Source organism: Streptacidiphilus sp. ASG 303, from assembly GCF_020991365.1.
Lineage (GTDB): Bacteria > Actinomycetota > Actinomycetes > Streptomycetales > Streptomycetaceae > Peterkaempfera.
Genome location: NZ_JAJLRA010000005.1, coordinates 308,296 through 333,670 on the forward strand (window position 1 = coordinate 308,296; position 25,375 = coordinate 333,670).

The window sequence follows — 25,375 nt, forward strand, 5'->3', positions numbered from 1 at the left end:
GCTGTGACGGGCCGCCCGGGCCGGGCCGGCGCGGGCCCGGCGACGGGGCCCCCACCACGGGCGCCGAACGCGCGGCAGGCCCGGGTACGGCACGCGGGGTGCCGTACCCGGGCCTGCCGGGCGGTTCAGCGGAGGGGGGAGGCTCAGGCCTCGTCGCCGGACTGGGCGTCGGCCTTGCCCTCGGCGGCCTCGACCGCCTCGACGGCGGCCTCGGTCTCCTCCTCGTCGTCCTCGAAGTCGACGACGTTGCCCTCGGTGTCGACGACCTTGGCGGCCTCGACGACCAGCGCCAGCGCCTTGCCGCGGACGACCTCGCCGACCAGCAGCGGCACCTGGCCGCCCTGGACGACCTGCTGCGCGAACTGGTCCGGGGTGAGGCCGGAGCCGGCGGCGCGGCGGACGAGGTGCTCGGTGAGCTCCTCCTGGCTGACGGAGAGCTCCTCGTTCGAGGCGATCTGGTCCAGGACGAACTGGGTCTTGATGCCCTTCTTCGCCTGCTCCTCGGTCTCCTTCTCGAAGTCCTCGAGCGACTTGTCCTGGGTCTTCAGCCAGGTGTCGAGGTCGAGGCCCATCTGCGCCAGCTGGTGGTGCTCCAGGTTGTGCTTGCGGGTCTCGATCTCGTCCGCGAGCAGCTTCTCCGGGAAGGGCATCTCGACCTTCTCCAGGAGGGCGTCCAGGACACGCTCCTGGGCCTGGGTGGCCTGGTCGAACTCCTTCATGCGGGCCAGGCGCTTGCGCGAGTCCTCGCGCAGCTCCTCGAGGGTGTCGAACTCGCTCGCCAGCTGGGCGAACTCGTCGTCGAGCTCGGGGAGCTCCTTCTCCTGGACGGCGGTGACGGTGACCGTGACCTCGGCCTCCTTGCCGGCCTGGGTGCCGCCCTTGAGCTCGGTGGTGAAGGTGGCGGTGCCGCCGGCCTCCACGCCGATCACGGCGTCGTCGATGCCGTCGAGCAGGCGGCCGGAGCCGATCTCGTACGACACGGCGGTGGCGGTGCCGTCCTCCGGCACCTCGCCGTCGACCTTGGCCTCCAGGTCGACGACCACGACGTCGCCCGCGGCGGCGGCGCGCTCGACGGCCTTGACGGAGGAGAAGCGCTCGCGGAGCTGCTCCAGCGACTTCTCGACGTCCTCGTCGGTGACCTCGACCGGGTCGACGGTGACCTCGATCTCGCCGAACTCGGGGAGGGTGATCTCCGGGCGGATGTCCACCTCGGCGGTGAACTTCAGGTCGCCGCCGTCACCGAGGTTCTCCACACCGGCGATGTCGGTGATCTCGGGCTGGCCGAGGACCTCGATCTTGCCCTCGTCGACGGCCTGCGTGTAGAAGCGCGGAAGGGCGTCGTTGACGGCCTCCTCCAGCACCGCGGCACGGCCGAAGCGCTGGTCGATGACGCGAGCCGGGATCTTGCCCTTGCGGAAACCCGGAACCGTGACCTGCTGGTTGATCTTCTTGTACGCCGCGTCGAGGCTGGGCTTGAGCTCCTCGAAGGGCACCTCGACGGTGAGTCGAACCCGGGTCGGGTTCAGAGTCTCCACGGCGCTCTTCACGGTTGGGTCTCCTTGGGGCTTTGCGGTCGGTTTGTCCGCCGGGCGGGGCCTGGTGGGGGCTGGGCGGCCGGCGAGACGGGTGATGGGCCACATGGAGCGGCATCTCCCGCAGGATGGACGGTGAGCGTGCTCCTCGCCCTCGGACGGCCGAACGGTGAGCATGCCACACGAGCGGTCTCCAGCGGTCCATCCTACCGGTACCACAAAGCAGGATGGACGGGGACAGCGGACCGCGTGAGCAGGGCGGAGCCCGCGGCGAGGGCGGACGGCTCCGGCGGTCGCCGGAACGGACGCACGAGGGCCCCCGCCCGGGGACGGACGGGGGCCCTCACTCGCTGTCGGGGTGACCGGATTTGAACCGACGACCTTCCGCTCCCAAAGCGGACGCGCTACCAACCTGCGCCACACCCCGTCGCAACGACACGTAGCGTACAGGCTCACCTGGGCCGTTCCGCAGGATTAACGGGATGCCGCCCGGACGGCCGCGCGCGGGCCGCGTGCAATCGCCCGACCCGACCGGGTAGGCTGGGCCCGCCCCGGGTCGGCACCGGCCGCGGGGCGCCTGTGCGCACCCGGGTGTGCACGTGCGGGCGTAGCTCAATGGTAGAGCCCCAGTCTTCCAAACTGGCTACGCGGGTTCGATTCCCGTCGCCCGCTCCGACAGCAGGGCCCCAGGTCAGCGGCATGCCAGCCGACCCGGGGCCCTGTCGCGTACCGGGCCGGTCAGCCCGGCGTGCCCGTGCCGTGCCCGTCCGGCGCGGGGAGAGGCCGGCCGCCGGAGGTGCGGGCGCGGGTCACCAGGTCGCTCACCGACTGGGCGATCAGGCGCTCCCGCTCGGCGGTGGCGTGCTGGTAGATCAGCGCCGCTCTGGCGGTGCTGTGGCCCATCCGCGCCATCAGCTCCTTGGTGCTGGCGCCGGTGGAGGCCGCCAGGGTGTTCCCGGTGTGCCGCAGGTCGTGGAAGCGCAGCCCCGAGACGCCCGCCCGGGCGCAGGCCGCGTGCCAGAGCCGGTTGAAGTGGTTCCGGCGCGGCGTGGTGCCCTTCGCGCCCACGAACACCCGCCCGTCGGGGCCCGGTTCGGCGAAGCGTTCGAGGTGGCGCCGGAGGTCGGCGGCGATGACCTCCGGGAGCCCCACCGTGCGCACGCCCGCATCGCTCTTGGGCTGCTTGTGGATCCGCTGGCCGTTCCTCAGCTCGGCGACCGCCTGGCGCACCCGCACGGCTCCCCCGTCCAGGTCGACGTCACGGCGGCGGAGCGCGACAAGCTCACCCCAGCGCAGCCCCAGGAAGGCTGCGAGGAGGACCAGGGCCCGGTACCACTCCTGCACGGCGTCGGCGACGGCGAACACCTCCCCCACCGTCGCGATCGGGCGCTCCGGGGTGCTCTCCTTGCTGCCGCCCTTGATCTGGCAGGGATTCCGACGGATCAACCGGTCCTCCACCGCCGTGGCGAACACGGCGCGCATCAGCGCGTACGCCTTGGCGACGGTCGAGGGGCCGACCCCTTCGGCGAGTCGGGCCGCCCGCCAGGCCCGGACGCCGGCGGGGGTCACGTCGGCGACCGCGACCGTGCCGAAGGTCGGGGCGAGGTGCAGGCGCAGCAGCGACTCGTACAGCTCGACCGTCCTGTGGCTCAGTCCGCGCTCCGCGATCCACGCCCGGGCGAAGTCCCCGAAGGCCGCCTTCCCCGCGTCCGGGTCCGACCAGTCGCCGCGGCGGAGCTCCGTCTGCTTCTCGGCCAGCCAGTCGTCCGCCTCCCGCTTGGTCCCGAAGGTGCGCGGGGCCGGGCGGTCGACGCCGTCGGGCCCCGGGTACCGGGCCTGGTAGCGCCCGGAGGGCAGCTTGCGCACCCGGCCGAAGACACGCTTCCCCGCCATCAGGACGCCACCGCCAGACGAGTCGTACGACGCCCGGCCGGGTGGACGGTGTGGGCTGCGACGAAGTCGGCGAGGGCCGCTTCGGGGATGCGGACGTGGCGGCCGACCCTGACGAAGGTGATCCGGCGCTCCTCGATCAGGCGGCGCGGGAAGCGCTCGGTGGTGCCGAGGCGTTCGGCGGCCTCGGCGACGGTCAGCAGGCGATCCATGCGGCGTCCTCCTCCTCTCAGGCCAGCACGTGGGGCAGCTCCTCTCTCGCGGTGTCGCGGTTGGTCTTCCTGTCACGGGCGATCTGGGCGGCGATCAGCGACTCCCCGGGGGTGTGGCCGACCCCGGCGAAGCGCCAGTGGGCCAGCACGAGCGTGGAGCCCTCCGGCGGGTCGTCGCCGTCACCGGCGAGTCCGGCCTCCCGGTGCTCCTGGCGGGCGCGGTAGTCGGCGCGGACCTGGCGCAGGGCGCCGAGGGTGGTGGAGTAGCGGCGGGACTTGGTGGAGAAGTGGCCGCGGAAGCCGAGCATGTGAGACCAGTGGGCCAACAGCCGGTCGGGGTAGTGCGGGTCCAGGTCCCAGCAGGCGTCGATCAGGCGGCGGGTGTGCGGCGGCAGGGTGAGCCGGTCCAGCTCCGAGCGCTCGCCGATGCGGCGGTCGACGGTCTCGGTCGCCTCGGCGGCCTTGGTGGCGTACTTGGCCACGTAGGCGGAGACGGCCTGCTCGGTCAGCTCCCCGTCCAGACCGGACGTGATGGGCTGCACGTCGACCTGCTCGCCCCAGGCCAGCGACCGGGCCGGGTGCGGTCCGGAGGCCGGGACGGGCACGGCGACGCGGGCGGCGGCGGCCCGGATCGCGGCGTCCAGCAGTTCCACGGTGGCCCAGGGCGGGGCGGGGTCGGCGGGCCCGCCGGGGCCGTCCAGGCGGATCACGGCATGGAAGTGGACGGCGCCCCGGCGCTGGTACTCGGCGACCTTCGCGAACGACAGCCGGGCCGCGTCGGCGAAGGCCCGTTGGGACAGGCCGGCGGCGGCGCCGATCTCGCGGCGCAGGTAGATGGTGAACCGCTGCCGACGTCACCCAGCTCATTCCGCTGCTCCAAGCAGTGCCGCCCGTGCGAGGCAAGCGCGGCCGACCCCGGCGCCGCCCCGATGTCGTGCTCGGCGACCGCGGTTACGACCACGACAAGTACCGTCGCCTGGTCCGCGCCCTCGGTGTGAAGCCACTGATCGCGCGACGTGGCACCGAACACGGCTCTGGACTCGGCACTCAACGCTGGGTTGTCGAGCGTGCCTTCGCCCACCGGCATTGGTTCCGCCGCCTGCGGATCCGCTGGGAGATCCGCGGCGACATCCACGAAGCTTTCCTCACCCTCGGATGCGCGCTCATCTGCTGGCGACGCCTGTCACAGCCGGTCTGAGTCGTCACTCTCCCGCAGTAGCCATTCCCTGACCGAAGGAGCGCAGTCGAGCAGCTGGCTGACCTGCATGCCTTCTTCGCGTGAGGTCACCCTCGGCAGCGGGTTGAAGTCGTCGGGAAGCACGTCCAGCAGGCTCAGCACGCAGCCTCCGGTACGCAGCGTGATCAGCAGCTCGCACCGCAGCTGGCGTGGAACGTCAGGGCGGTGGGACAAGCTGTTCCACAGGGCGGGCCAGAGGAAGTGAGTTCCGTCGGGCGCCGCATTCGCTTGCACCCATGCCGGGTCCAACCGCTGGTTCAGGCTGAGGGCACACGCGCGCTCCTCCAGCCTGAACAGCGAGGCTGAATCGATGACCTTTACCTCGCGAGGCAGCGGCTGATCGAAGTGCATCGCCCCATGCTGCCCGACGACACTCCACGCCGGCAGCCGAGCCCAGACAGTCATTCCGTTAGGAGTTCTAAATGCGGGCAGGCAGGAGCCAGCCCGATCCGCGGGCAAGGGTAAGGCTCCCTGGCCATGCCCGACCCCAGCCCGAGCAGGCCACCGGCTAAAGATCGCGCCAACGCCCGTGCGACATGGCTCCCCCTCCGGTTCCCTAGGATGGCGGTGCGAATGGCTTGATCACCTGCCCGCACCGTACTGCTAGGGGGAAAAGTGGAACCCAACGGCGAGTCCGCCACTCCGGCTCTGGTTTCGGAGAAGGTTCGGTACTACGTGGAGTGGCGCAGTCGGATCCTGTCCCTCATCTTCGGCGGCTGTTTCGCTCTCGTTGCCGTTGGCTTCGTCCGTTCTGCTGTCGCAGACGTACGCGGAGGATCCATACCGACTTCCGTCTCACTTGTCGAGGTATCCGTGGCCCTGCTCCTCGGCCTGCTGGCCGCATACGTCGGTGGAGGTGCCGTTGAGGGCACCACCGCTGACGCAGGCGCGCTCACGTTCGGCCGCCCCCTTCGTCGGAGCCACTCGTTGCGATGGGCAGACATTGCAATGATCAGCGCACGGAAAGTTGTCACTAATGACGGCATCCACCAGTTCGTGCAGATTGATACCATAGATGGCAAAAAGCTCCAGCTACCAGCTCCTATCAGCTGGAGCGGAGGGGAAAACCCGGGCTTCGCCGAGTCGGCGGCGACCCTTCAGTCTCTCTGGGCTGCGGCCACAGGCAGGGGCACTGCTGACAGCAACAGGTGACAGCAATACCCCCGGACGTAAGGTGACGACCTCGAACGTGGACGGACTGGACCCCCAGGCAGTGCGCTCGGAGCCAGCTGTGATGGGCGTCTACGGAATCACCGATAAGGAAGAGCGCCGAAGGTAAAGCGGGATCTCCGACGTTGCGAGGCACGCCGGCGTCTGACCACTCCTACCGACGCTCGCTTCCGTAGATCACTTGCGCGAGCTCGCGTGCACGCTGAACTCGGGGATCACACGAGTCGGCATCCAGTTGGGAGACTGCCCACCCGGCCAGCTCCGTCACGGTCACGCGCTTACTCCAAACGACCCCGGGCGCCAACTCGCCGATAAGGCCGCGAAGCTCGCTCTTGATCGCGTGTGTGCTCATGTACTCGGCCTTGATGGGATGAACCACGGTCCTCCTCATGATGCCTTCGTGTGTGTCCGCGCTGCGATTTGCAAGCCTACGGCGCTTGACGCCAACCCAATCCCCTCCCCCGCGCAGTAGCGACCAGGTAGTGCCGGGCCGCCTCTGGGCCGTCCGCAGTGGGCCGAAGCCGACCAACGACGACAGCCGTCAACGGCTCAGCCACAGGTCAGATGTCCGATCGCCCACGTCGTCGCAGGTCGGAAAGCGGGGCCATCACTTCCAGAAGATCTGATTGCCTGAGCTCGGGCGCCTGACCTGGGGTCCGGATCAAAGTGTGACTTCATGTCTGACACCGGTTGGCCTACCTACTTGGCACCAGCGGCAATGTCAGATCATCACGGTACCGTCGGCCCATGACGTTTGACGGCGAAACGGCCAGACGGTTTCAACCCAGGGACGCGGGCGGTGATCGGTGGCGAGGTGATGAGCGTCATCGCGTGATGGCCGAGGCGCTGAACCGCTACGGGTTGTGGGATCACCTGTCGGCGGAGCTGCGTGAGTCCGCAATGACCGAGGTCGCGACCGGCTGCTATCCGCTGCATTTCGACCTTCTCTTCGAGCAGATCGAGTTCTTCGCGGACGGAGAGGAACTGGCCGAAGGCGGGGTCGAGAAGTTCCTTCGAGCGCTGGCACCGGCCCTGGTGCGATACGGCGTGGTGCTGGAGGTCGAGACGGCCCCGGATGTCGACGACTACACAGTTTCGATCAACGGGATCGATTGCATGGTTTTGAGGCCCGAGGACTGGGAGGGCGGGGATCCGTGGGCTTTGTCGACCATCCGTCCCTTGGCTGTCGTCAACCAGCTGCTCGCCGCTGCCGGGCGCAGCGCGCTGCGTGCTCACACCCTCTACGCAGGTGGCAATGAGGGACTCATCTTCCTGATGGACCCGCGAGCCGCCGAGGCGATGCGAGCCAGCGGCTTGTTCCCCGAGCATGAAGTGCCAGCGCTGGCCGACGGGGGGTGAGTGTCTAACTGCGTGACAACGCCGACGCACAGCGGTGAACAACCGCGGACGTCTGCGGACCGTCGCTGCAGGTGGGAGACACACCAGCACGAGGTCAAGCGCCCAGCAAGGTTCGTTCGGGGCGACGAGGTCTCGTGCCCGTTGCGTACCCGTTCCAGCGGGACGTGGCGGGGGCTCACGGGGAACAACGGCGCCGATCGCGCTCCGGCCCAGGTCGGGGAGTTGCCAGGTCAGCGGTCACCCGCATACGCCGTCTTCCGAACTGGCTACGCGGGTTCGATTCCCGTCGCCCGCTCCGACAGCAGTGCCTCAGGTCAGCGAGTGTTTCGCCGACCCGGGGCCCTGCGCGTTCCGACGGGTGTTCAGGCGGTCGTGCCAGACCCGTGCCACACCGCTCACTCCCGGCGGCTCCCATCCGGCCGTGTGCGGCGCTCGGGGCGGGCCCGACCGCGAGCGCCTCAACAGTGCGCAGCCGCCCGGCCGCACTGCGGGGACCACTGCGGTGCCGGCCACCGCGATGGGCGCGCCGAACGCGACGGCGACGGCGAGGTCGAGCGGGGGCGCGATCAGCCGGGCGGTGCGGACACCCGGCGCCGCAGGTGCTCGAGCTGCGGCGCGCTCATGCCGAGGGCGGCCGCCCGCTCACAGGCCGCGCGCGCCTCCTGCGCACGCCCCAGGCGGTGCAGCAGTTCGGCGCGTCCGGCGTGCCACCACGGGTAGACCTCCAGGCCGTCGAGGGCTTCCACCAGGGCCAGGCCCCCGCCGGGCCCGTCCCGCTCGGACACGGCCGCCGCGCGGTTGAGCCGGACCACGGGGGTGTCGTGCACGGTGAGCAGCACGTCGTACCAGGAGACCACCGCGTCCCAGGGGGTCTGGGCCCAGGACGGCGCCAGGGCGTGGCAGGCTGCGACGGCCGCCTGCACGACGTAGGGGTCGGGGCGGTCCGGGGTGCGGTGCAGGGCCGCTCCGAGCAGTCTCACCCCTTCTCTGATCATGGCCCGGTCCCACCGCGTGCGGTCCTGGTCGGCCAGCAGTACCGGACGCCCCTCGGCGTCGGTGCGGGCGCCTCGCCGGGCGTCCTGGAGCAGGAGCAGGGCCAGCAGGCCGAGCACGGTGGGCTCGTCCGGCATCAGCCCCGCCAGCAGCCGGGCGAGCCGCACCGCCTCGTCGGCGAGCGCGCCGCGCACGAGGTCGGCGCCCTCCCCCGGGGCGTAGCCCTCGTTGAAGACCAGGTAGACCGTGGCCGCGACCCCGGCCAGCCGGCCGGGCAGTTCCTCGGCTGCCGGGACGCGGTAGGGGATGCCGGCCCGGGCGATCTTCTGCTTCGCCCGGGTGAGCCGCTTGGCCATGGTGGCCTCGGGAACCACCAGGGCGCGGGCGACCTCCGCCGTGGACAGGCCGGCCAGGGTGCGCAGGGCGAGGGATACCTGCGTCTCCAGCGACAGACACGGGTGGCAGCAGGTGAAGACCAGGCGGAGCAGGTCGTCGCGGACCACACCGGGGGACTCGGGCGAGGGGTCGTGCAGGGCCACCGCGTCCCACTCCTTCGCGGGGCGCCGCGCCTCCCGGCGGATGACGTCGATCGCCCGCCGCTTGGCGGTGACCAACAGCCACGCCCGGGGCTCGGCGGGGACGCCGTCGCGCGGCCAGGTGAGCAGGGCGCGCTCGACGGCGTCCTGGACCGCGTCCTCGGCAAGGTCGACGCTGCCGGTGACGCGGATGAGCGTGGCGAGGACGCGGGTGCGCTCCTCGCGCACCAGCAGCGCCACCGCGTCACCGGCAGCCATGTTCCGCCGCCGGGCTCAGAACCGGATGACGGGCCGGATCTCGACCGCGCCGTTCCAGGCGGCGGGGATCCTCGCGGCCACCGCCACCGCCTCGTCCAGGTCCGCGCACTCCAGCAGGTAGAAGCCGGTCAGCGCCTCCTTGGTCTCGGTGTAGGGCCCGTCGGTGGTCACCGCTTCGCCCCCCTTGCCGCCGGGGACCCGCACGGTTGTGGCGGTGGCGGTCGGGTACAGGGCGTGGCCGCCCCTGAGCACGGCGGCCGCCGCCTCGCCGAAGGCGGCGTACTCCTTCATCTCCTCGGCGTACTCCGGCTGCGTCCAGTCGACGTCGGGGGTGTAGGTGAGCGCGATGTACATGGGCATGGCTGCTCCTGCGCAGTCCCGGGCCGGCGCCGTTCGCCGGCTTCACTCCCGGACGAACGGCCGGCGCCGGAATGGACACCTGCACCGGACGGATTCGCCGCCGGTGCGACGGTAGCCGGGACGCGGGCCGGCGGATAGGCGACGGTACGGGTGTCGTCCGCGCCGCGCACCCGCACCCGCACCCGCACCCGGCCCGCACGCTGGGAGGCGTCCTGGCCGGCGAGGGGCAGCGACGCCGTCCTCTGCGTCGACCGCACCGGCATCCCCTGGCGCCACCTGCCCCACGACTACCCGCCGTGGGAGACCGTCTGCGCACTCCTTCGCCCGCTGGCAGAAGGAGGGGGTGTTCGAGCAGCCAGGCGGTCTCCTGCGGCGCCTGGTCCGCACGTCCGAAGGCCGCAACCCGGAGCCGACGGCCTGCATCGTCGACTCCCACAGCGTGAAGACCTCCACGAACGTCCCCGCCGCCGGCCCCGGCGTCGACGTCGGAAAGAAGATCGTGGGCCGGAAACGCAACATCATGGTCGACACACCCGGCCTGCTGCCGGCGGTGCTGGTCACCGCCGCCGGCATCCAGGCGCCGCCGGCCGAGAGATGCTGACCACGGTCGCCACCGAGCACCCGACCGTCCACAAAGCCCGGGCCGACACGGGCTACAAGAACGTCGTCGTCGAACACGGCGCCACTCCGGGCATCGACGTGGAGGTCGTCCGCCGCGACCCTGCCATCAGGGGATTCGTCATCCAGCCCCGCAGATGGGTGGTCGAGCGGACCTTCGGCCGGCTCATGCACCACCGGTGCCTGACCCGTGACCACGAAGCCCTCCCGGCCCGCCCCGAAGCCGTGATCCACATGTCGATGATCAACGTCATGACCCGCCGCCCCACCGGCGAAACCACTCCCGCCTGGCGCGGAGCCTGACCACAGAAGTCTGGAACGAAACGCCCGGTCAAGCGGGTGTCGCAGGTTCGAATCCTGCCGGGACACCAGGGCGAGGGCCCCGGACCGATCATGGTCCGGGGCCCTCAGGTGGTGGGGCTGGCGTCGACGACCGCTTTGACAGTGGCACAACGGGCGGGATTGCCCGTGGGTCGCAGCCGAGGATCCGTCCCGGCCGGTCGGCTGCCCACCGACGCAGGTGTACGCCCCGCGCACACCGCACCACCCACCACGTGCCTTGCGCGGCGGTGGGTCAGGCCCGGGCGTCGGCGTCCTGCACGGAGGCCGCAAACGCCTCGGGGCCCTGCTCCGCCGCCGCCGGGTCCATCCACATGACCTGCCAGCCGTGGCCGTCGAGGTCGTAGAAGCTGCGTGAGTACATGAAGCCGTGGTCCTCGGCGCCATCCGCCTCGGACCCGCCCGCCGCGAGTGCAGCGGCGCTGACCGCGTCGACCTCGTCGCGGGACGACACGCTGAAGCAGTACAGCGCCAGCGTGTGCGTGGTGGGATCGGCCGTCGGCAGTTTTGCGAACTCCGCGAACTTCTCGCGGGTGAGCAACATGACGAAGGCGTGCTCGCCGACCAGCATGCAGGCGGCGGTCTCGTCGGTGAACTTCGGGTTGAAGCCAAATCCGAGATTCGCGAAGAACCCCTTGCTGCGCTCGAGGTCCGCCACAGGGATGTTCACGAACAGGCTGCGGCCGGGATGTGCGGACGTGGTCATGATGAGTCTCCGGTCAGTGGCTCGACGGCGTACGTCCTGGTGGACCGGCCCGGCCGGCGAAACTCATCGGTGGCTCGTCGCCGGCCACCCGGGCAGCAGACGCCTTCGCTGAAATGTCTTCGCCCCCCCGCGTCGAGTTGACCCCCAGGGCAGGACACCCGGCCACCGGCCCGGCCGGGTGTCCGACTGCGTGGCGACGCCGACGAACAGAGGCGGACGAGTACGGACGTCTGCGGACCGTCAGCGCGGGTGAGCGGCACACCAGCCCAAGGCCGGGCCACCACCCGAGTTGCTTCGGGACGAAGAGGGCTCGTGCCCGCCGCGTGCCCGTTCCTGCGGGGCGTGCCGGGGAGTCGATCGACGGCCGGCGCCCGGCCGCAGGACGGCCGGACCGGCCCCGGAGGCCGGCCGGGGAGCGCTGTCGCGCCTGCCGTTGCGCCGCCGGGGCGAGTACGATCCGCGGGCATGGCCCTGAGCATGAGCGACGTGGACCGGTTCGAGGCAGCCAGGCCCCGGCTGGAGGCCCTCGCCTACCGCCTGCTCGGCTCGGCGGGCGAGGCGGAGGACGCCGTGCAGGAGACGTTCCTGCGCTGGCAGGCGACCGACGTCGAGCGCATCGAGGTGCCCGAGGCCTGGCTGACGAAGGTCCTCACCAACCTCTGCCTCAACCAGCTCACCTCGGCACGCGCCCGGCGTGAGACGTACGTGGGGAGGTGGCTCCCCGAGCCGCTGCTCGCGGGGGACCCGATGCTCGGCCCGGCCGACACCGCGGAGCAGCGCGAGTCGGTGTCGTACGCCGTCCTCGTCCTGCTGGAGCGCCTGTCGCCCAACGAGCGGGCGGTGTACGTGCTGCGCGAGGCGTTCGACTACCCGCACCGGGAGATCGCCGGGATCCTGGACCTCACCGAGGCCGCCAGCCAGCAGATCTACCACCGGGCCAAGAAGCACGTCGCGGGCGGCAAGGCGCGCACCGAGATCGACGGGGCCACCGCCCGCAGGATCGTCGAGGAGTTCCTGGCCGCGGCGACCAGCGGCCGTACCGAACCCCTCGTACGCCTGCTCACCCAGGACGCCGTCTCGGTCGGCGACGGCGGCGGGAAGGTCCCGGCCCGCGCGAAGGCGTTCGAGGGCGCGCTCGCGGTCGCCCGGTTCCTGCGCGGCCTGTTCAAGCCCAGCGAGGCCAAGCGGGCCTACGTCGGCGGCGCGCCGGAGATCCACGCCACGACCGCCAACGGCGGGCCCGCCGTCGTCGCGGTCGTGGACGGCCGGGTCGTCGGGATCACGTGCCTGGAGGTCACCGCGGAGGGCATCGCCGCGGTCCGCAGCCAGGTCAACCCCGACAAGCTCGTCCGCGCGACCGGGCGGTGGGCCGCCGCGGGCCACCGGGAAGCCCCGCTCCACACCCTCTGAGCCCTCCGGTCCGGCACGACGCACGCTGTGACGTGCTTCACATCCCGACCCTGTCAGGAAACGCCGGGCTGCCCGGTTCAAGGGGCGAACCCGCGCACGACAACGGCGGACCCCGCGCAGACAGGAGCAGGCCCATGCAGCACCGCATCGTCGTCCTCGGAGCCGGCTACACCGGAGCGGTCGCCGCCGGCCGCCTCGCCAGGCGCCTGCACCGCGAGGACGTCGCCATCACCCTCGTCAACCCCGAGCCCGACTTCGTCGAGCGTGTCCGGCTGCACCAGCTCGCGGCCGGCCAGGACCTCGCGCCCCGGCCGTTCGGCGAGATGTTCGCGGGCACGGGCGTGGAACTGAGGCTCGCGAAGGTCACCGCTGTGGACGTGGACCGCAGGACGGTGGCGATCACCGCCGTGGACGGCCCCGCGCAGGAGGAACTCGCGTACGACACGCTGGTGTACGCCCTCGGCAGCGGCTGGAACGACGGGGGCGTGCCCGGCGCCGCCGACCACGCCCACGAGGTCTCCAGCCGCGCCGGAGCCCTCCGCCTGCGCGAGCGCCTGGCCGCCCTGGACGCCGGCCGGCCCGTGGTCGTGGTCGGCGGCGGCCTGACCGGCCTGGAGGCCGCGACCGAGATCGCCGAGGCGCGCCCGGACCTCGACGTCGCCCTGGCGGCTCGCGGCGGCCTCGGGGACTGGCTCTCGGAGAAGGGCCGCGCCCACCTGCGGAAGGTGGTGGACAGGCTCGGCATCGAGGTCCACGAGCACACGGCGGTCACCGCCGTGGGGGCGGACGGCTTGACGGCGTCCGACGGCAGGACCATCCCCGCCGAGGTCACCGTCTGGACCGCCGGCTTCGCCGTCCACCCGATCGCCCGCGCCACCGCCCTGGAGCTCGCCCCCGGCGGCCGGATCGTGGTCGACTCCACGATGCGCTCGGTCTCCCACCCGGAGGTGTACGCCGTGGGCGACGCGGCGATGGCGGTCGGCCCGGGCGGAAAGCCCCTCCGCATGTCGTGCGCCTCGGGCGTTCCCATGGCCTGGCAGGCCGCCGACGCCATCGCCGCCCGCCTCACCGGCACCGAGGTCCCCGGCGTCACCATCCGCTACTTCCAGCAGTGCGTCTCCCTCGGCCGCAAGGAGGGTCTGATCCAGTTCGTCACCGCCGACGACCGAGCGGTCGACCGCGCCCTCACGGGCCGCGTGGCCGCCCTCTACAAGGAACTGATCTGCAGGAGCGCGGCCTGGGGCGTCGCCAACCCGACCCTGGGCGTCCCGTCCCGGCGCCGGCGTGTCGTGGGGCAGGAGAACCGCAGCCGTGCACGGCGCGAGGCGACCGCGGCCTGACCCCGCCCCACCGGGGGGTAACCCGCCCCATGGGGGATCAGAGGGGGGTGCGCCGCCTTCGGGGCGAAGCGTCGGCACAGCGTCTGCCGTCCGGCGGCGAAGGGCGGCGGCCATGCCGTCCGGCAGTGGCCGTCAACACTCCTTCCACCACCTCTGAACTGCGCAGACGACCACGCCGACCACACTGCCCGCAATGCGGGACGAAGAGGCCCCGCGCCCGCCTCGCGCCCGTTCCTGCGGGGCGCGACGGGGGCTCACCGGGAACAGCGGCGCCGACCGCCCTGCTGCCCAGGTTGGGGACTCCGCCGTTCGACAGTGACCCGCATACGCCGTCCTCCGAACCGGCCACGCGGGATCGGCTCCCGTCACTCGCTCCGACAGCAGGACCCCGGGTCAGCAGGCGTTTCGCCGACGCGGGGCCCTGCGCAAGGCCGGGGCGGGGCCACGGATCCGCGGGCACGGCCGCCGGCACCTTCGCCACCGCCGCAGCCTCGCGCCACCGGAAGGCCTGCGCCCGCGCCGGCCACCGGCTCGGCCCCCTGCGCAGACCCCTCCTGGTCACTCTGCCCGCCGCCCTCGCCGGAACCGGCTCTGCCGTCGGCATCCTCAACGTCCTGGTGGTCTCCTACGCCGAACACCGGTCGACGCCGGGCGGAGGACCCGTCCTGCTCGCGCTGAACGCCGGCGGCCCGCTGATCGGCGTCCTGATCCACGGCGCCCGCAGCCGACCCGGCACGCCCGCCTGTTCGCCGTCGGCATGGTCACCGGCTACGGCCTTCCGACCCTGCTCCCGCCCCCCTGCATGCACGCCCCGACGCTGCTCACCGGAGTGTCCCCCGCTCCTCTCCTCACCGTCACGTTCCTGCTCGTCGGCAAGCCGGCTCCGCCGAGCACCGCGTCCGGGGCGTTCGCCCGGCTGGTCACCCTCTCCGCATCCGGGACATCGCTCGGCTCTGCCGTGGTCGGCACGGTGCTTCAGCACACGGGCCGGCATCGGGCGGCCGCTTGCAGTGTCCTGGGCGCCCTGGCCCTCGGCAGAAGGTGTCTCTCCACGGTGCACGCAGAACCGAGCGAAGCCCCCGGGGCCGCGCTCCCGGCCGACGCGCAGCGATGCGCCCCGGAGCCGTCGTCGGGCCGTGCGAGGCGGACCATGCCCAGATGCCGGGAGGTGACTGCCCTCCCCTCCGGCGTCCCGTGACGTCCCCGGTGGCCGCCGACGACGGATGCGCGGACTTCCACGGGAAGAATGGGGTCGCACCGTCCTGCAGGAGGGGCGGTGCCGGACAGTCGTTCACTTGCGCGTCGGCAGCCCCCAGTGATCGAATTCATGCCTGAGCCGCACAGCCGCCTCCTTTCCCAGCGCCTTTCTTGTGATGAGGACGAAGTTGACCCGCCACGCATGGTGATGGCCCCTGCTGCTGCCCCTGCCGCGCGCCGGCTCGCGCAGCCCGCCTCCCGGCCCGACGTCAGGGGTCACGATGTGCGCCAGCTCATGAAGGCAGGCATGCTCGCATCTGGCGGCGTCCAACCGGTCATTCGCGCCGATCTTCACCCTCCGCAGAGCGGCGTCGGCATGGCTGACCCCCCTGCCGCCCACCACGGTGATCGGCCGGGCGTGTGATGCGAATGCCGCGAGGAACCACTCCGCCTCCTGCAGGGAATGAATGTAGATTGCGCATCGGCGATGGCTGACCAAGCGACTTCTGTGCGTGAACAGTTCACGGGCCAGGTCGCTCGTCGGCAGGCCTGCCGCCCACTGCGCGTTGTACGCCGCTTGCTGTAGCCGTGTCGTTGTCATCCCTCGCCATCGAAGGTCTGGGCCCGCTCGCCCTGCAGCGTGCCGAAGGAGAGCAGGGCGCGGAGGCCGGGCTCAACCGCCGTGAGCGCCGTGGCCCTTCTTCTCGAACGACCCTCTCACCCTGCAACGGCTCCGCGACCGCAGAACGTGAAAGTACGGGCGCACGACCGGAGTCGGTTCGGGTCGCGGCGACCTCCTCGCGCTGGATCAGTGAACCGTCAGGGACCGGTCGGGAGAAGCGCGGCGGGCCCGTGACTTCCACGGCTCTGACCAGCTCCGCCTCCTGCTCTGCAGCATCAGGCCCTTGCGGGTCATGCCCGTGGAATCCGTACAGCGCGCTGACGTCTGCGCCGACGTCACCGGGCTCCGGACGGCCTTCCTGGAGGGACCCGCAGAGCGCCCGCAGTGCGTCCTCCCCCAGGCCCGAGGGGTGAAAGGGCAGGGCGTACGGCTGACATCAACGATCCGGAACGAGGGGGCGGCAACAGCGTCGGCTCGAGCGCCGGGCAGCCACGAGGGCCCGTTCCGGGAGGTCGTCCCAGAGCACGATCGAACGTGTGGAGCGGGGGCCGCCGGACAGCTCGCATCAAGATGCTTGTGCCACACCCGTGCCAGGTCGGAGGGGGCTCCACAGGGAACCCCGGTGACACGCGGCCAGGTCGGATGACGGCCCCGGGTCGGCGGTCCCCCAGGTCGGGCCCGATCTCCTGTCCCACCCTTCCGCACCGGCCACGCGGGCTCGGCTTCCTTCACCCGCTCCGGCGGAGGCCCGCGGCCCTGCCTGCACCTGCTCCCCGCCCGCACCAGGGGTGCTGCGACGGCCGGCGCCGGGCGACGGGGTGTCCCTCCGGCCCGGGACAGGGCGCCCCGGGCGGGCCCGCGGCCGCCGTCCGGGTGCGCGTGCGGCACGGGGGCGCCGGAGGGGGTGTCGAAGGGCCTCCCCCGGACCGCCCGGGGGCGTCGCGGGGAACGGTGCCGACGGGGTGCCGTTGCGGTTTCCCGGGACGGCCGGACGCCGATAGCCTCACGGGTGTCGGACAGGTGTCCGACGGGTGGACGAGGGCTTCGGAGTCCGGAGGAGCGTGCCGTGCGTGCCCAGGAGCGGCTGGACGTGATCCAGCGCAGCGTGGTGCGGGAGATGGCCCGGTTCGGGCGGGAGTTCACGGTGGACGGCGCGGTGGTGCGCGGCCCCGGGACGACGGCGGTGGCGGTGCGGGAGCACCCGGACGCGGGCGGCGGCCATGTGGACCTCGGGTTCGTGCTGCGTCTGGGCCGCGCCGACGTGCCGGTGCTGTGGGACTGCGCGGCGGGCCTCGGCAAGACCGAGGAGGAGAAGCTGGACAACGCGGTCCGCATGTGGGCGACGACCACTGCGGCCACGGTGGTGGAGCTCCTGGACCGGCGGGGCGAGCACGGCGACCACTACGGCCCGGACCGGCCGGGCGGCATGCCGGGGTGGCACGCGGTGCAGGGCCCGGCGTGCGTGTTCGGCTTCGGCGCCGGGGAGTTGGCGGAGTGGCTGGGCGGCAACCACGTGCTCCCGGCGCTCGCGGCCGCGCTGGCGCCGGAGCTGGACCACCCGCTGGTCAACGGGGTGAAGCTGTTCCTGGGCGGCCGGACCGGCGACGACGTGGCCGAGGTGCGGGTCAACGGCGAGGTGTCGGAGGGCGCGTCGGCGGCGCTGCGGGCGCTGGACTGGCCGCGCGGCGAACGCCTCGCCTGGGCGCGGCTGTTCGTGCTGCTGCTGGCCGAGGGCGCGGACGCGGCGGACGTGCGCGCGGCCGAGCAGGAGGCCCCCGTGCCCGCGGGGCCGCCTCCCGTGGAGGACGTCGGGGTGCGGGCCGCCGCCGGGCGGCCCTCGGGGCTGCGGCGGTGGTGGGGGGCGCGGCGGGCCGGCCGGTAGGCGCGGGCCGGACCGGAGGCGGCCGGACGGAGCCGCCCGTCATCCCGCCAGCCCGCCGGTTCGCCGGCTCGCCGGCTCGCCGGCCTTCAGCCGTCAGCCTTCAGCCGTCAGCTCGTCAGGTTGTTGAGCGTTCTGGCGAGTTCGGTGAGGAAGTGCTGGATCGGCGTCGCCGCGGACGACTGCGCGAGGAAGAAGCCGAAGAGGGCGCCGAGTATGGCGTGCCCGAGCTTCATCGACTTGTTCCTGATCAGAATGATCAGAATGATCGCGAACAGGACCAACGCGGAGACGGAGAAGATCACCCGGATTCACTTCCTCGGTCGCTACTGCTCAGGGCCTGGTGCCGACGGTCCCGGGCAGGGACGACCGGTGACGCTCCCTCGGTACGCCGCCCGCCGGTTCGCATGCGACGCCCCCCTTCCGAGTTCCCGACCGGTCCCGCCCGCAACCCAGTCTGGTCCGCCGCACCCGCCCCGTAAAGGACCCACCGCTCACATCACATCACGCGGCGTCCACCACGGCGAAAACGCGCCGATCAGCGAGGTGCCGTTGATCGGCTCCGGCGGCGTGCGGTGCACGGAGGAGCCGGGCCGGGCAGGGGTCCCGGACGGCTCCGAGGTTGTCCGAAGATCGACTCGGCCGTTTGACCCGCCGCCACCGGGGCGTCGTGCGGGGCCCGGAGCCGCCGTCGGGCCCGCCGGCCCGCCGGTCCGCCGGTCCGCTAGGCGCGCCAGACCAGTAGCAGGGCCCGGTCGTCGTTGACGTCCTTGGCCACCGTCTCGATGAGCCGCCAGGCCGCCCCGCGGAAGCCGCCGGCCACCATCCGGTCCGCCTCGCCCATGAGCCGGTCCATGCCCTCGGAGAGGTCCCGGCCGGGGACCTCGACCATGCCGTCGGTGCAGAGCATCAGGACGTCGCCCCGGTCGAGGCGGCCGCGCACCCCCGCGAACTTGGCGCCGTCGTAGATGCCCAGCAGCGGCCCCTCGGCCGCCTCCTTGACCTCCCAGCGGCCGGCGCCCGCACACATCTGCATGCCCGGGAGGTGGCCCGCCGAGAGCAGCTCGTACTCGCCGCTGTCGAGGTCCAGCGCGAGGTGGACGGCGGTGGCGAAGCCCTCCTCCCACTCCTGGCGCAGCAGGTAGCCGTTGGCGGCGGGCAGGAAGTCGTGCGGCGGCAGCGATCCGAGCAGGCCGCCGAAGGCGCCGGAGAGGAGCAGGGCGCGGGAGCCGGCGTCCATGCCCTTGCCGGAGACGTCGGCGACGACCGCCTCCAGGACGCTGCCGTCCTGGCCGGTGCGGGCCGCCACCACGAAGTCGCCGGAGAAGGACTGGCCGCCGGCGGGCTTGAGCGCCACCTCGGCGTGCCAGCCGGCCGGCAGCGGCGGGATCTGGCTCTGCACCCGCAGCCGCTCGCGCAGGTCGAAGAGCATGGAGCCGCCGCGCCGCCAGGGCACGCCGACCCGGCTGCGGAACTGGGCGAGGAGCAGCCCGGCGATGCCGACGGCGCCGACGACCAGCGCCGCGCCCGGGGTGACGCCGGCCTGGTAGGACCCCGGTCCTCCGGAGGCGGCGCGCTCGGCGGCGTGCACCACGGACTCGACGGAGAGCCCGGCGGCGGCCGCCGCGTAGAGGAGCACCAGGCTGCTGGGCCGCAGCAGGAAGGCGCCGGCGAGGATGGGCAGGACCAGGGCGGTGGGCGGGCACCAGACGGGCTGCCGGATGTTGAGGACGACCAGCAGCGGGCAGAGGGCGAGCAGGACGCCGAAGGCGAGCCAGTCGGAGGCGTCCCCGCGGAAGTAGTCGACCCCGGTGCGGCGCAGCCTGCGGTAGGCCCGGCGGAGCGCCTTGCGCACCCGGGCCGTCGCGGTCGTCCGGGGTGCGGTGCCCGGCCTGCTGCCTGCCATGGGGCACGACCTTATCCAGCCGCCGCGCACGCGTCGATGTCCGGCGCCGGCGGAAGGCCCGTCTTCGGCCGTTCCGGGACGTTCGGGGGGTTGCGGCGGCGCGGCGGCGCACGGGTGCGCGCGGGGGTGCGTGCCGTCGGCACGCGCCGGGGGGCCGGCCCGCGGCCGGGCGTACCGGCCGGGGGCGGCCGGCTCGGGAAAGGGCGCGCCGGGGGCCGGGTCGGCGGTACGCCGGGGGCTGAATACGCAGAGGGCAGGGATACGCCGGGGAGCAGGGTCAGCGGCGCTGGCAGCCCGGGCACCAGAAGAGGTTGCGGGCGGCCAGGGTCTCGGTGCGGACGGGCTGCCCGCAGACCAGGCAGGGCTGCCCGGCCCGGCGGTAGACGTAGACCTCGCCGCCGTGGCCGTCCAGCCGCGGCGGGCGGCCCATCGCCTCCGGGGTGTGCTCGGGGCGGACGGTGTCGATGCGGCCCGCCGCGACACCGTCGCGCATCAGCAGCACCAGGTCGTCCCAGAGGGCGTCCCACTCGGCGCGGTCGAGGTCGCGGCCGGCCCGGTGCGGGTGGATGCCCTGCCGGAAGAGCACCTCGGCCCGGTAGATGTTGCCGACGCCGGCCACGGCCTTCTGGTCCATGAGCAGCGCGGCGACGGAGGTGCGGCTGCGGGAGACCCGCTGCCAGCCGCGGTCCGGGGAGTCGCCGGGGCGCAGCGGGTCGGGGCCGAGGCGGGCGTGCAGGGCGTCCTTCTCGGCGGGGGTGTACAGCTCGCAGGCGGCCGGGCCGCGCAGGTCGGCGTGGGCGTCCTCGCTCTCCAGCCGCAGCCGGACGGCGCCGACCGGCGCGGGCGCGGGCGCGCCGCCGAAGGCGACCTTCCCGTACAGGCCGAGGTGGATGTGGACCCAGCCGGCGGCGCCGAAGCCGAGGAGGAGGTGCTTGCCGTGGGCGTCGGCCTCCTCCAGCACCCGGCCGTCGACGAGCGCCGCGCTCTCCGCGAAGCGGCCCTGGGGGCTGGAGGCGCGGACGGGCCGGCCGCCGAACACCCGCAGGTGTGCGGCGGCCAGCCGGTGGATGGTGTGGCCCTCGGGCACCGGTCCGTCCTCGGGGCTCAGGACTCCTGCGGGTGGTGGGCCGGGATCGGCGGGAGGGCCCCGGTGGTCTCGTACTCGCTGAGCATCGCGATGCGGCGGGTGTGGCGCTCGGCCCCGGAGTACGGGGTGCTGAGGAAGACCTCGACGAAGCGGGTCGCCTCCTCCTGGGTGTGCATGCGGGCGCCGACGCTGACGACGTTGGCGTTGTTGTGCTCGCGGCCGAGCATGGCGGTCTCGTCGCTCCACGCGAGGGCCGCGCGCACGCCCTTGACCTTGTTGGCGGCGATGGCCTCGCCATTGCCGGAGCCGCCGATGACGACGCCCAGGGCCTCGGGGTCGGCGGCGGTGCGCTCGGCGGCCCGCAGGCAGAACGGCGGGTAGTCGTCCTCGGCGTCGTAGAGGTGCGGCCCGCAGTCGACGGGCTCGTGGCCGGCGGCCTTCAGCCACTGCACGAGGTGCTGCTTCAGGTCGTATCCGGCGTGGTCGGATCCCAGGTACACGCGCATGTACAGGAGTGTGACACGGAGCACGGGGCAGGGGCGGCCCGGGGTCGGCCGGGTGGGGCACCGCTGAGCTGCGCCTTTCCGGTGAGGGGGTTCCGAAAATCGGACAGAGCGGTTAGGTTGCCCGAATTGCGCGGTCCCGTCCCCCGCCCTCGGGCAACCGCTGCCGAGGGCTGTCCCCACCGCGCGGAAAGGCAGCAGTCAGCAGATGAGCACGGAAACGACCCCCGGGAAGCAGGTCCGCGCCGACGCCGGCGCACCCCCCTCCCCCGGCACGTCCGGCACCGCGCCCGCGGGCCGCGGCGGCCGGGGTGCCCAGGGCGGCCCCGGCGACGGCGGCCTGCAGGCCGGGCTCAAGAACCGGCACCTGTCGATGATCGCCATCGGCGGCGTCATCGGCGCCGGCCTCTTCGTCGGCTCCGGCGCGGGCATCGCCGCGACCGGCCCCGGCATCCTCCTCTCCTACGCACTGGCCGGCCTGGTGGTCGTCCTCGTGATGCGGATGCTGGGCGAGATGGCGGCCGCGGACCCGCAGTCCGGGTCCTTCTCGGCGTACGCGGACCGGGCGCTGGGCCGCTGGGCCGGCTTCTCGATCGGGTGGCTGTACTGGTTCTTCTGGGTGGTGGTGCTGGCGGTGGAGGCCACCGCGGGCGCCACGATCCTCAACCACTGGATCCCCGCGGTGCCGCAGTGGGTGTTCGCCCTGGCCGTGATGGGCGTGCTGACCGCGACCAACCTCTTCTCGGTGTCGTCCTACGGCGAGTTCGAGTTCTGGTTCGCCGGGATCAAGGTGGTGGCGATCGTCGCCTTCATCGTGGTGGGCGCGCTGGCGGTGTTCGGCGTGCTGCCGGGCACCCACGCGGTCGGGGCGAGCAACCTGACCGGGCACGGCGGCTTCCTGCCGAACGGCGTCGGCGCCGTCTTCACCGGCATGCTCACCGTGGTCTTCGCCTTCATGGGCAGCGAGATCGTGACCCTGGCGGCGGGCGAGTCCGCCGAGCCGGAGAAGGCCGTGAGCCGGGCCACCAACAGCGTGATCTGGCGGATCGCCGTCTTCTACCTGGGCTCCATCGCCATCGTGGTGACCCTGCTGCCGTGGGACTCCTCCTCGGTGGCGGAGAGCCCGTACGTCGCGGTCCTCAAGCACGTCGGCATCCCGGGCGCCGCCCAGGTGATGGACGTGATCGTGCTCACCGCCGTGCTGTCCTGCCTGAACTCGGGCCTGTACACGGCCTCCCGGATGGCCTTCTCGCTGGGCCGCCGCGGCGACGCGCCGAAGGCGTTCGCGAGCGTCAGCGGACGCGGCGTGCCGCGGGTGGCGATCCTGGCGTCGGTGGTCTTCGGCTTTGTCGCGGTGTTCTTCAACTACACCTCGCCGGACACCGTCTTCCAGTTCCTGCTGAACTCCTCCGGCGCGGTCGCGCTCTTCGTGTGGCTGGTGATCTGCTTCTCGCAGCTGCGGATGCGGCGGATCCACGAGCGGGAGGACCCGGCGCGGCTCACCGTGCGGATGTGGCTCTACCCGTACCTGACCTGGGCGACCATCGGCCTGATCGGCTTCGTCGTGGTCTACATGTTCACCACGCACGACGGCCGGACGCAGATGGTGCTCTCGCTGGCGGCGGCGGCACTGGTGCTGGTCGCCTCGGCGGTGGTGCAGCGGCGGCGGCGCGGCAGCGCAAAGGCCGCGGAGGCCGCGGGGTCCGCGGCGGGCGCCGGCGCGGCGCGCTGAGCCCGCCCGGTCCGCGACGGGCGCACGCACGCCGGAGGCCGGCGGCCGACCTGGGGGGTCGGCCGCCGGCCTCCGGCGTGCTGCGGGACGGTTCAGCCGCGGCGGCCGGCCACCCGCCAGGCGAGCGGCAGGGCGCCCATGGCGACGGCGATCTTCAGGGCGTCGCCGGGCAGGTAGGGGTACAGGCCCAGCTCGGCGGCGCGGCCGAGGGAGACGTGCAGCGAGGCCGCCAGGTACGGCACGCCGACGGCGTAGACGGCGAGGTTGCCCAGGGCCATCGCGCCCGCGGTGCGCAGCGGGCCGCGGTCGGCGCCGCGGCGGGCGAGCGCGCCCACCAGGCCGGCGGCCAGCACCATGCCGACGACGTAGCCGAGGGTGGCCAGGCCGGCGCCGGAGGCGCCCTCGGAGAACCAGGGCAGCCCGGCCACGCCCGCCAGCAGGTACAGGCCGAGCGAGGCGGCGCCGCGGCGGGCGCCCAGGGCGCTGCCGACGAGCAGGGCGGCGAAGGTCTGGCCGGTCACCGGCACCGGGGAGCCGGGGACCGGGACGCTCAGCTGCGCGGCCAGGCCGGTGAGGGCGGCACCGCCCACCACCAGGGCGGCGTCGCGGGCCAGGGCGCGGGCGCCCTCGGCGGCGGGCAGCAGGTCGGCGAGGACGGCGCCGGGGCGGGTCGTGGCGGTGGCGGTGCTCATGCGCGGGTCTCCGGTGGTGGGGGTCGGGGGGCGCGTCCGCGGACGCGGGGGCGCACGCGGACACCTGTGAACGTACTCGGGCGGTCGCGGCGGCTCCCATGCAGGTGCCGACAGAGCCGGGGGGCGGTGCGTTGTGCACTCCGCACTGCCACGGAGCGTGAGCGGGTGTCCCGGATGCCGGGCATGCGCGGTTCGTCCTTGCGCCGGGCCGCCGGGCGTCCGGAGGATGGGGCGCTGCCCTGCAGTCGACCACGTCTGGACCCGTCCCGATGCCCCACTCCCCCGCGACGACCCCGACGACCCCGGAAAGCCCGGCGAGCCCGACAGGACCGGTGGACCCGGCAGACTCGGCAGCCCCGGCGGACGCGGCGCACGGGGAGGCGCCCGCACCGGGCCTCAGGCAGCGCCACCTGTCGATGATCGCCCTGGGCGGCGTCATCGGCGCCGGCCTCTTCGTCGGCTCCGGCGCCGGCATCGCCGCCGCCGGACCGGCGGTCGTCGTCGCCTTCGCCCTCTCCGGCCTGCTGGTGACGCTGGTGATGCGGATGCTCGGCGAGATGTCCGCCGCCCACCCCTCCAGCGGCTCCTTCTCCGTGCACGCCGAGCGGGAGATCGGTCCCTGGGCCGGACTGACCGTCGGCTGGACGTTCTGGGCGCTGCTCTGCGTCGGCATCGCCGTGGAGGCGATCGGCGCGGCGGACATCGCCTCCGGCTGGCTGCCGGCCGTGCCCTCCTGGGCGTGGGTGGCGGTCTTCATGGCGCTCTTCTGCGGCACCAACCTGGCGGCGGTGCGGAGCTTCGGCGAGTTCGAGTTCTGGTTCGCCGCCCTCAAGGTGGCGGCCATCGCCGCCTTCCTGGCCCTGGGCGTGCTGGCGGTGCTCGGCGTGCTGCCGGGCACGGACGCCCCCGGCGCGGCCCACCTCACCGGCGACGGCGGCTTCCTGCCCCACGGCGCGGCGGGCCTGGTCACCGGGCTGCTGGCGTCGGTGTTCGCGTACGGGGGGCTGGAGACCGTGACCATCGCGGCGGCCGAGTCGGACGACCCGGTGCGCGGCGTGGGCACCGCCGTACGGACCGCCGTGTGGCGGATCGGCCTCTTCTACGTGGGCTCGATGGCCCTCGTCGTCACCCTGGTCCCGTGGAGCGACCCGGCCGTGGTCGAGCACGGCCCGTACGTCGCCGTCCTGGACCGCCTGGGCGTGCCGGCCGCCGGGCGGGTGATGACCGTGGTGGTGCTGGTGGCGCTGCTCTCCGCGATGAACGCCAACATCTACGGCGCCTCGCGGATGGCGCACTCCCTGGTGCGGCGCGGGCAGGGGCCGCGCGCCCTGGCCCCGGTGGCGGGCGGCGTGCCGCGGCGGGCGGTGCTGGCCTCGTCCGCGTTCGGGTTCGCCGCGGTGCTGCTCAGCCGCTGGTGGCCGGAGACGGTCTTCCGGTGGCTGCTGAACGCGGTCGGCGCCGGGGTGCTGGTGGTGTGGGCCTTCGTCGCGGTGTCCCAGCTGCGGATGCGGCGGCGGCTGGAGCGGGAGGCCCCGGAGCGGCTGGTGGTCCGCATGTGGGCCTTCCCGTACCTGACCTGGCTGGCCCTGGCCGGGGTCGCGGGGGTGCTGCTGCTCATGGCGGGGGACCCGGCCGACCGGGTGCAGCTGTACGCCACCGGCGGCCTGACCGCCGCCCTGGCGCTGGTCGGCGCGGTGCGCGGACGGCGGCGCGCCCGGGACTGAGCGGCCCGGGCCCGAGCCGACCAGGCCCGAGCCGACCGGGACTGAGCGGCACGGGCCCGAGCGGGGCACGGCA

The 25,375-nt window shown here is 73.2% G+C and carries 21 protein-coding genes, 2 tRNA genes and 3 pseudogenes; 9 read left to right on the top strand and 17 right to left on the bottom strand.

Annotated elements, in window-relative coordinates; genetic code table 11:
* Positions 1-143: 143 nt before the first annotated feature.
* Together tig and LO771_RS10115 are read right to left on the bottom strand one after the other, a co-directional pair.
* Positions 144-1,547 carry a trigger factor gene (gene tig, locus LO771_RS10110; RefSeq protein WP_230650036.1) on the bottom strand — a complete coding sequence of 468 codons (1,404 nt, stop codon included), beginning with the start codon at positions 1,545-1,547 and terminating at the stop codon, positions 144-146.
* 338 nt (positions 1,548-1,885) lie between these two features.
* Positions 1,886-1,959, bottom strand: a tRNA-Pro gene (locus tag LO771_RS10115).
* Between the two features lie 174 nt (positions 1,960-2,133).
* Here LO771_RS10115 and LO771_RS10120 point away from each other — a divergent pair.
* Positions 2,134-2,204, top strand: a tRNA-Gly gene (locus tag LO771_RS10120).
* Between the two features lie 66 nt (positions 2,205-2,270).
* Here the strand turns inward: LO771_RS10120 and LO771_RS10125 are convergent.
* From LO771_RS10125 to LO771_RS10135, 3 genes and pseudogenes are all read right to left on the bottom strand, one after another.
* A complete protein-coding gene (locus LO771_RS10125; protein ID WP_230650039.1) occupies positions 2,271-3,425 on the bottom strand; it encodes a site-specific integrase in 1,155 nt (384 codons plus the stop codon).
* The gene (locus LO771_RS10130; protein ID WP_230650042.1) at positions 3,425-3,634 is read right to left on the bottom strand and encodes an excisionase family DNA-binding protein; all 210 of its coding nucleotides are present in this window, start codon (positions 3,632-3,634) and stop codon (positions 3,425-3,427) included. Before LO771_RS10130 ends, LO771_RS10125 begins: the two co-directional genes overlap by 1 nt.
* 17 nt (positions 3,635-3,651) lie before the next feature.
* Positions 3,652-4,482, bottom strand: a pseudogene (locus tag LO771_RS10135) (replication initiator); the annotation flags it as partial.
* A gap of 2 nt (positions 4,483-4,484) precedes the next feature.
* On the opposite strand from LO771_RS10135, the pseudogene LO771_RS10140 reads away from it, so the two are divergent.
* Positions 4,485-4,832 (top strand): annotated as a pseudogene (locus LO771_RS10140) (transposase); the annotation flags it as partial.
* Here LO771_RS10140 and LO771_RS10145 read toward each other — a convergent pair.
* Both LO771_RS10145 and LO771_RS30625 read right to left on the bottom strand, forming a co-directional pair.
* Entirely contained in the window at positions 4,818-5,222 is a 405-nt protein-coding gene (locus tag LO771_RS10145) for a hypothetical protein (protein WP_230650045.1), read from the bottom strand. The pseudogene LO771_RS10140 and the gene LO771_RS10145 overlap by 15 nt on opposite strands.
* A 444-nt stretch (positions 5,223-5,666) precedes the next feature.
* Positions 5,667-5,795: a hypothetical protein gene (locus tag LO771_RS30625; protein WP_255744035.1), complete on the bottom strand. Its 129-nt coding sequence runs from the start codon at positions 5,793-5,795 to the stop codon at positions 5,667-5,669.
* A 993-nt stretch (positions 5,796-6,788) separates the two neighbouring features.
* On the opposite strand from LO771_RS30625, the gene LO771_RS10150 reads away from it, so the two are divergent.
* Positions 6,789-7,400, top strand: a complete 612-nt coding sequence (locus tag LO771_RS10150) for a hypothetical protein (RefSeq protein WP_230650048.1) — start codon at positions 6,789-6,791, stop codon at positions 7,398-7,400.
* 566 nt (positions 7,401-7,966) lie between these two features.
* Here the strand turns inward: LO771_RS10150 and LO771_RS10155 are convergent.
* Both LO771_RS10155 and LO771_RS10160 read right to left on the bottom strand, forming a co-directional pair.
* A complete protein-coding gene (locus LO771_RS10155) occupies positions 7,967-9,187 on the bottom strand; it encodes an RNA polymerase sigma factor (RefSeq protein ID WP_230650051.1) in 1,221 nt (406 codons plus the stop codon).
* A gap of 15 nt (positions 9,188-9,202) precedes the next feature.
* Positions 9,203-9,547: a YciI family protein gene (locus tag LO771_RS10160; protein ID WP_230650054.1), complete on the bottom strand. Its 345-nt coding sequence runs from the start codon at positions 9,545-9,547 to the stop codon at positions 9,203-9,205.
* A gap of 150 nt (positions 9,548-9,697) precedes the next feature.
* Here LO771_RS10160 and LO771_RS31305 point away from each other — a divergent pair.
* Positions 9,698-10,468: pseudogene (locus tag LO771_RS31305) on the top strand (IS5 family transposase).
* A gap of 271 nt (positions 10,469-10,739) precedes the next feature.
* On the opposite strand, the gene LO771_RS10175 reads toward LO771_RS31305, so the two are convergent.
* Positions 10,740-11,210: a VOC family protein gene (locus tag LO771_RS10175; protein ID WP_230650063.1), complete on the bottom strand. Its 471-nt coding sequence runs from the start codon at positions 11,208-11,210 to the stop codon at positions 10,740-10,742.
* A gap of 465 nt (positions 11,211-11,675) precedes the next feature.
* Here LO771_RS10175 and sigJ point away from each other — a divergent pair, with 465 nt between their 5' ends.
* Positions 11,676-12,620, top strand: coding sequence for an RNA polymerase sigma factor SigJ (gene sigJ / locus LO771_RS10180; protein ID WP_230650066.1), 945 nt, complete (start codon positions 11,676-11,678; stop codon positions 12,618-12,620).
* A gap of 134 nt (positions 12,621-12,754) precedes the next feature.
* Positions 12,755-13,960 (top strand): NAD(P)/FAD-dependent oxidoreductase, encoded by a 1,206-nt coding sequence (locus LO771_RS10185; RefSeq protein WP_230650069.1) that lies wholly within the window; start codon positions 12,755-12,757, stop codon positions 13,958-13,960.
* A 1,291-nt stretch (positions 13,961-15,251) separates the two neighbouring features.
* Here LO771_RS10185 and LO771_RS10190 read toward each other — a convergent pair.
* Positions 15,252-15,758: a hypothetical protein gene (locus LO771_RS10190; RefSeq protein WP_230650072.1), complete on the bottom strand. Its 507-nt coding sequence runs from the start codon at positions 15,756-15,758 to the stop codon at positions 15,252-15,254.
* Entirely contained in the window at positions 15,679-16,200 is a 522-nt protein-coding gene (locus LO771_RS31625) for a hypothetical protein (RefSeq protein ID WP_374228128.1), read from the bottom strand. Before LO771_RS31625 ends, LO771_RS10190 begins: the two co-directional genes overlap by 80 nt.
* Positions 16,201-16,845: 645 nt before the next feature.
* On the opposite strand from LO771_RS31625, the gene LO771_RS10195 reads away from it, so the two are divergent.
* Positions 16,846-17,661 carry a DUF6348 family protein gene (locus LO771_RS10195; protein ID WP_230650075.1) on the top strand — a complete coding sequence of 272 codons (816 nt, stop codon included), beginning with the start codon at positions 16,846-16,848 and terminating at the stop codon, positions 17,659-17,661.
* A 107-nt stretch (positions 17,662-17,768) separates the two neighbouring features.
* Here the strand turns inward: LO771_RS10195 and LO771_RS10200 are convergent, their stop codons facing one another.
* The 4 genes from LO771_RS10200 to LO771_RS10215 all read right to left on the bottom strand — a co-directional run bounded on the left by LO771_RS10200 (position 17,769) and on the right by LO771_RS10215 (position 21,157).
* Entirely contained in the window at positions 17,769-17,963 is a 195-nt protein-coding gene (locus LO771_RS10200; protein ID WP_230650078.1) for a hypothetical protein, read from the bottom strand.
* Between the two features lie 419 nt (positions 17,964-18,382).
* Entirely contained in the window at positions 18,383-19,564 is a 1,182-nt protein-coding gene (locus LO771_RS10205; RefSeq protein WP_230650080.1) for a PP2C family protein-serine/threonine phosphatase, read from the bottom strand.
* 277 nt (positions 19,565-19,841) lie between these two features.
* Positions 19,842-20,651 carry an Fpg/Nei family DNA glycosylase gene (locus tag LO771_RS10210; protein WP_230650082.1) on the bottom strand — a complete coding sequence of 270 codons (810 nt, stop codon included), beginning with the start codon at positions 20,649-20,651 and terminating at the stop codon, positions 19,842-19,844.
* A gap of 17 nt (positions 20,652-20,668) precedes the next feature.
* A complete protein-coding gene (locus LO771_RS10215) occupies positions 20,669-21,157 on the bottom strand; it encodes a ribose-5-phosphate isomerase (RefSeq protein ID WP_230650083.1) in 489 nt (162 codons plus the stop codon).
* Between the two features lie 205 nt (positions 21,158-21,362).
* Here LO771_RS10215 and LO771_RS10220 point away from each other — a divergent pair, with 205 nt between their 5' ends.
* Positions 21,363-22,886: an amino acid permease gene (locus LO771_RS10220; protein ID WP_230650085.1), complete on the top strand. Its 1,524-nt coding sequence runs from the start codon at positions 21,363-21,365 to the stop codon at positions 22,884-22,886.
* 92 nt (positions 22,887-22,978) lie between these two features.
* Here the strand turns inward: LO771_RS10220 and LO771_RS10225 are convergent, their stop codons facing one another.
* The gene (locus LO771_RS10225; RefSeq protein WP_230650089.1) at positions 22,979-23,578 is read right to left on the bottom strand and encodes a biotin transporter BioY; all 600 of its coding nucleotides are present in this window, start codon (positions 23,576-23,578) and stop codon (positions 22,979-22,981) included.
* A gap of 269 nt (positions 23,579-23,847) precedes the next feature.
* Here LO771_RS10225 and LO771_RS10230 point away from each other — a divergent pair, with 269 nt between their 5' ends.
* Entirely contained in the window at positions 23,848-25,302 is a 1,455-nt protein-coding gene (locus tag LO771_RS10230; protein WP_374228122.1) for an amino acid permease, read from the top strand.
* Positions 25,303-25,375: the final 73 nt, after the last annotated feature.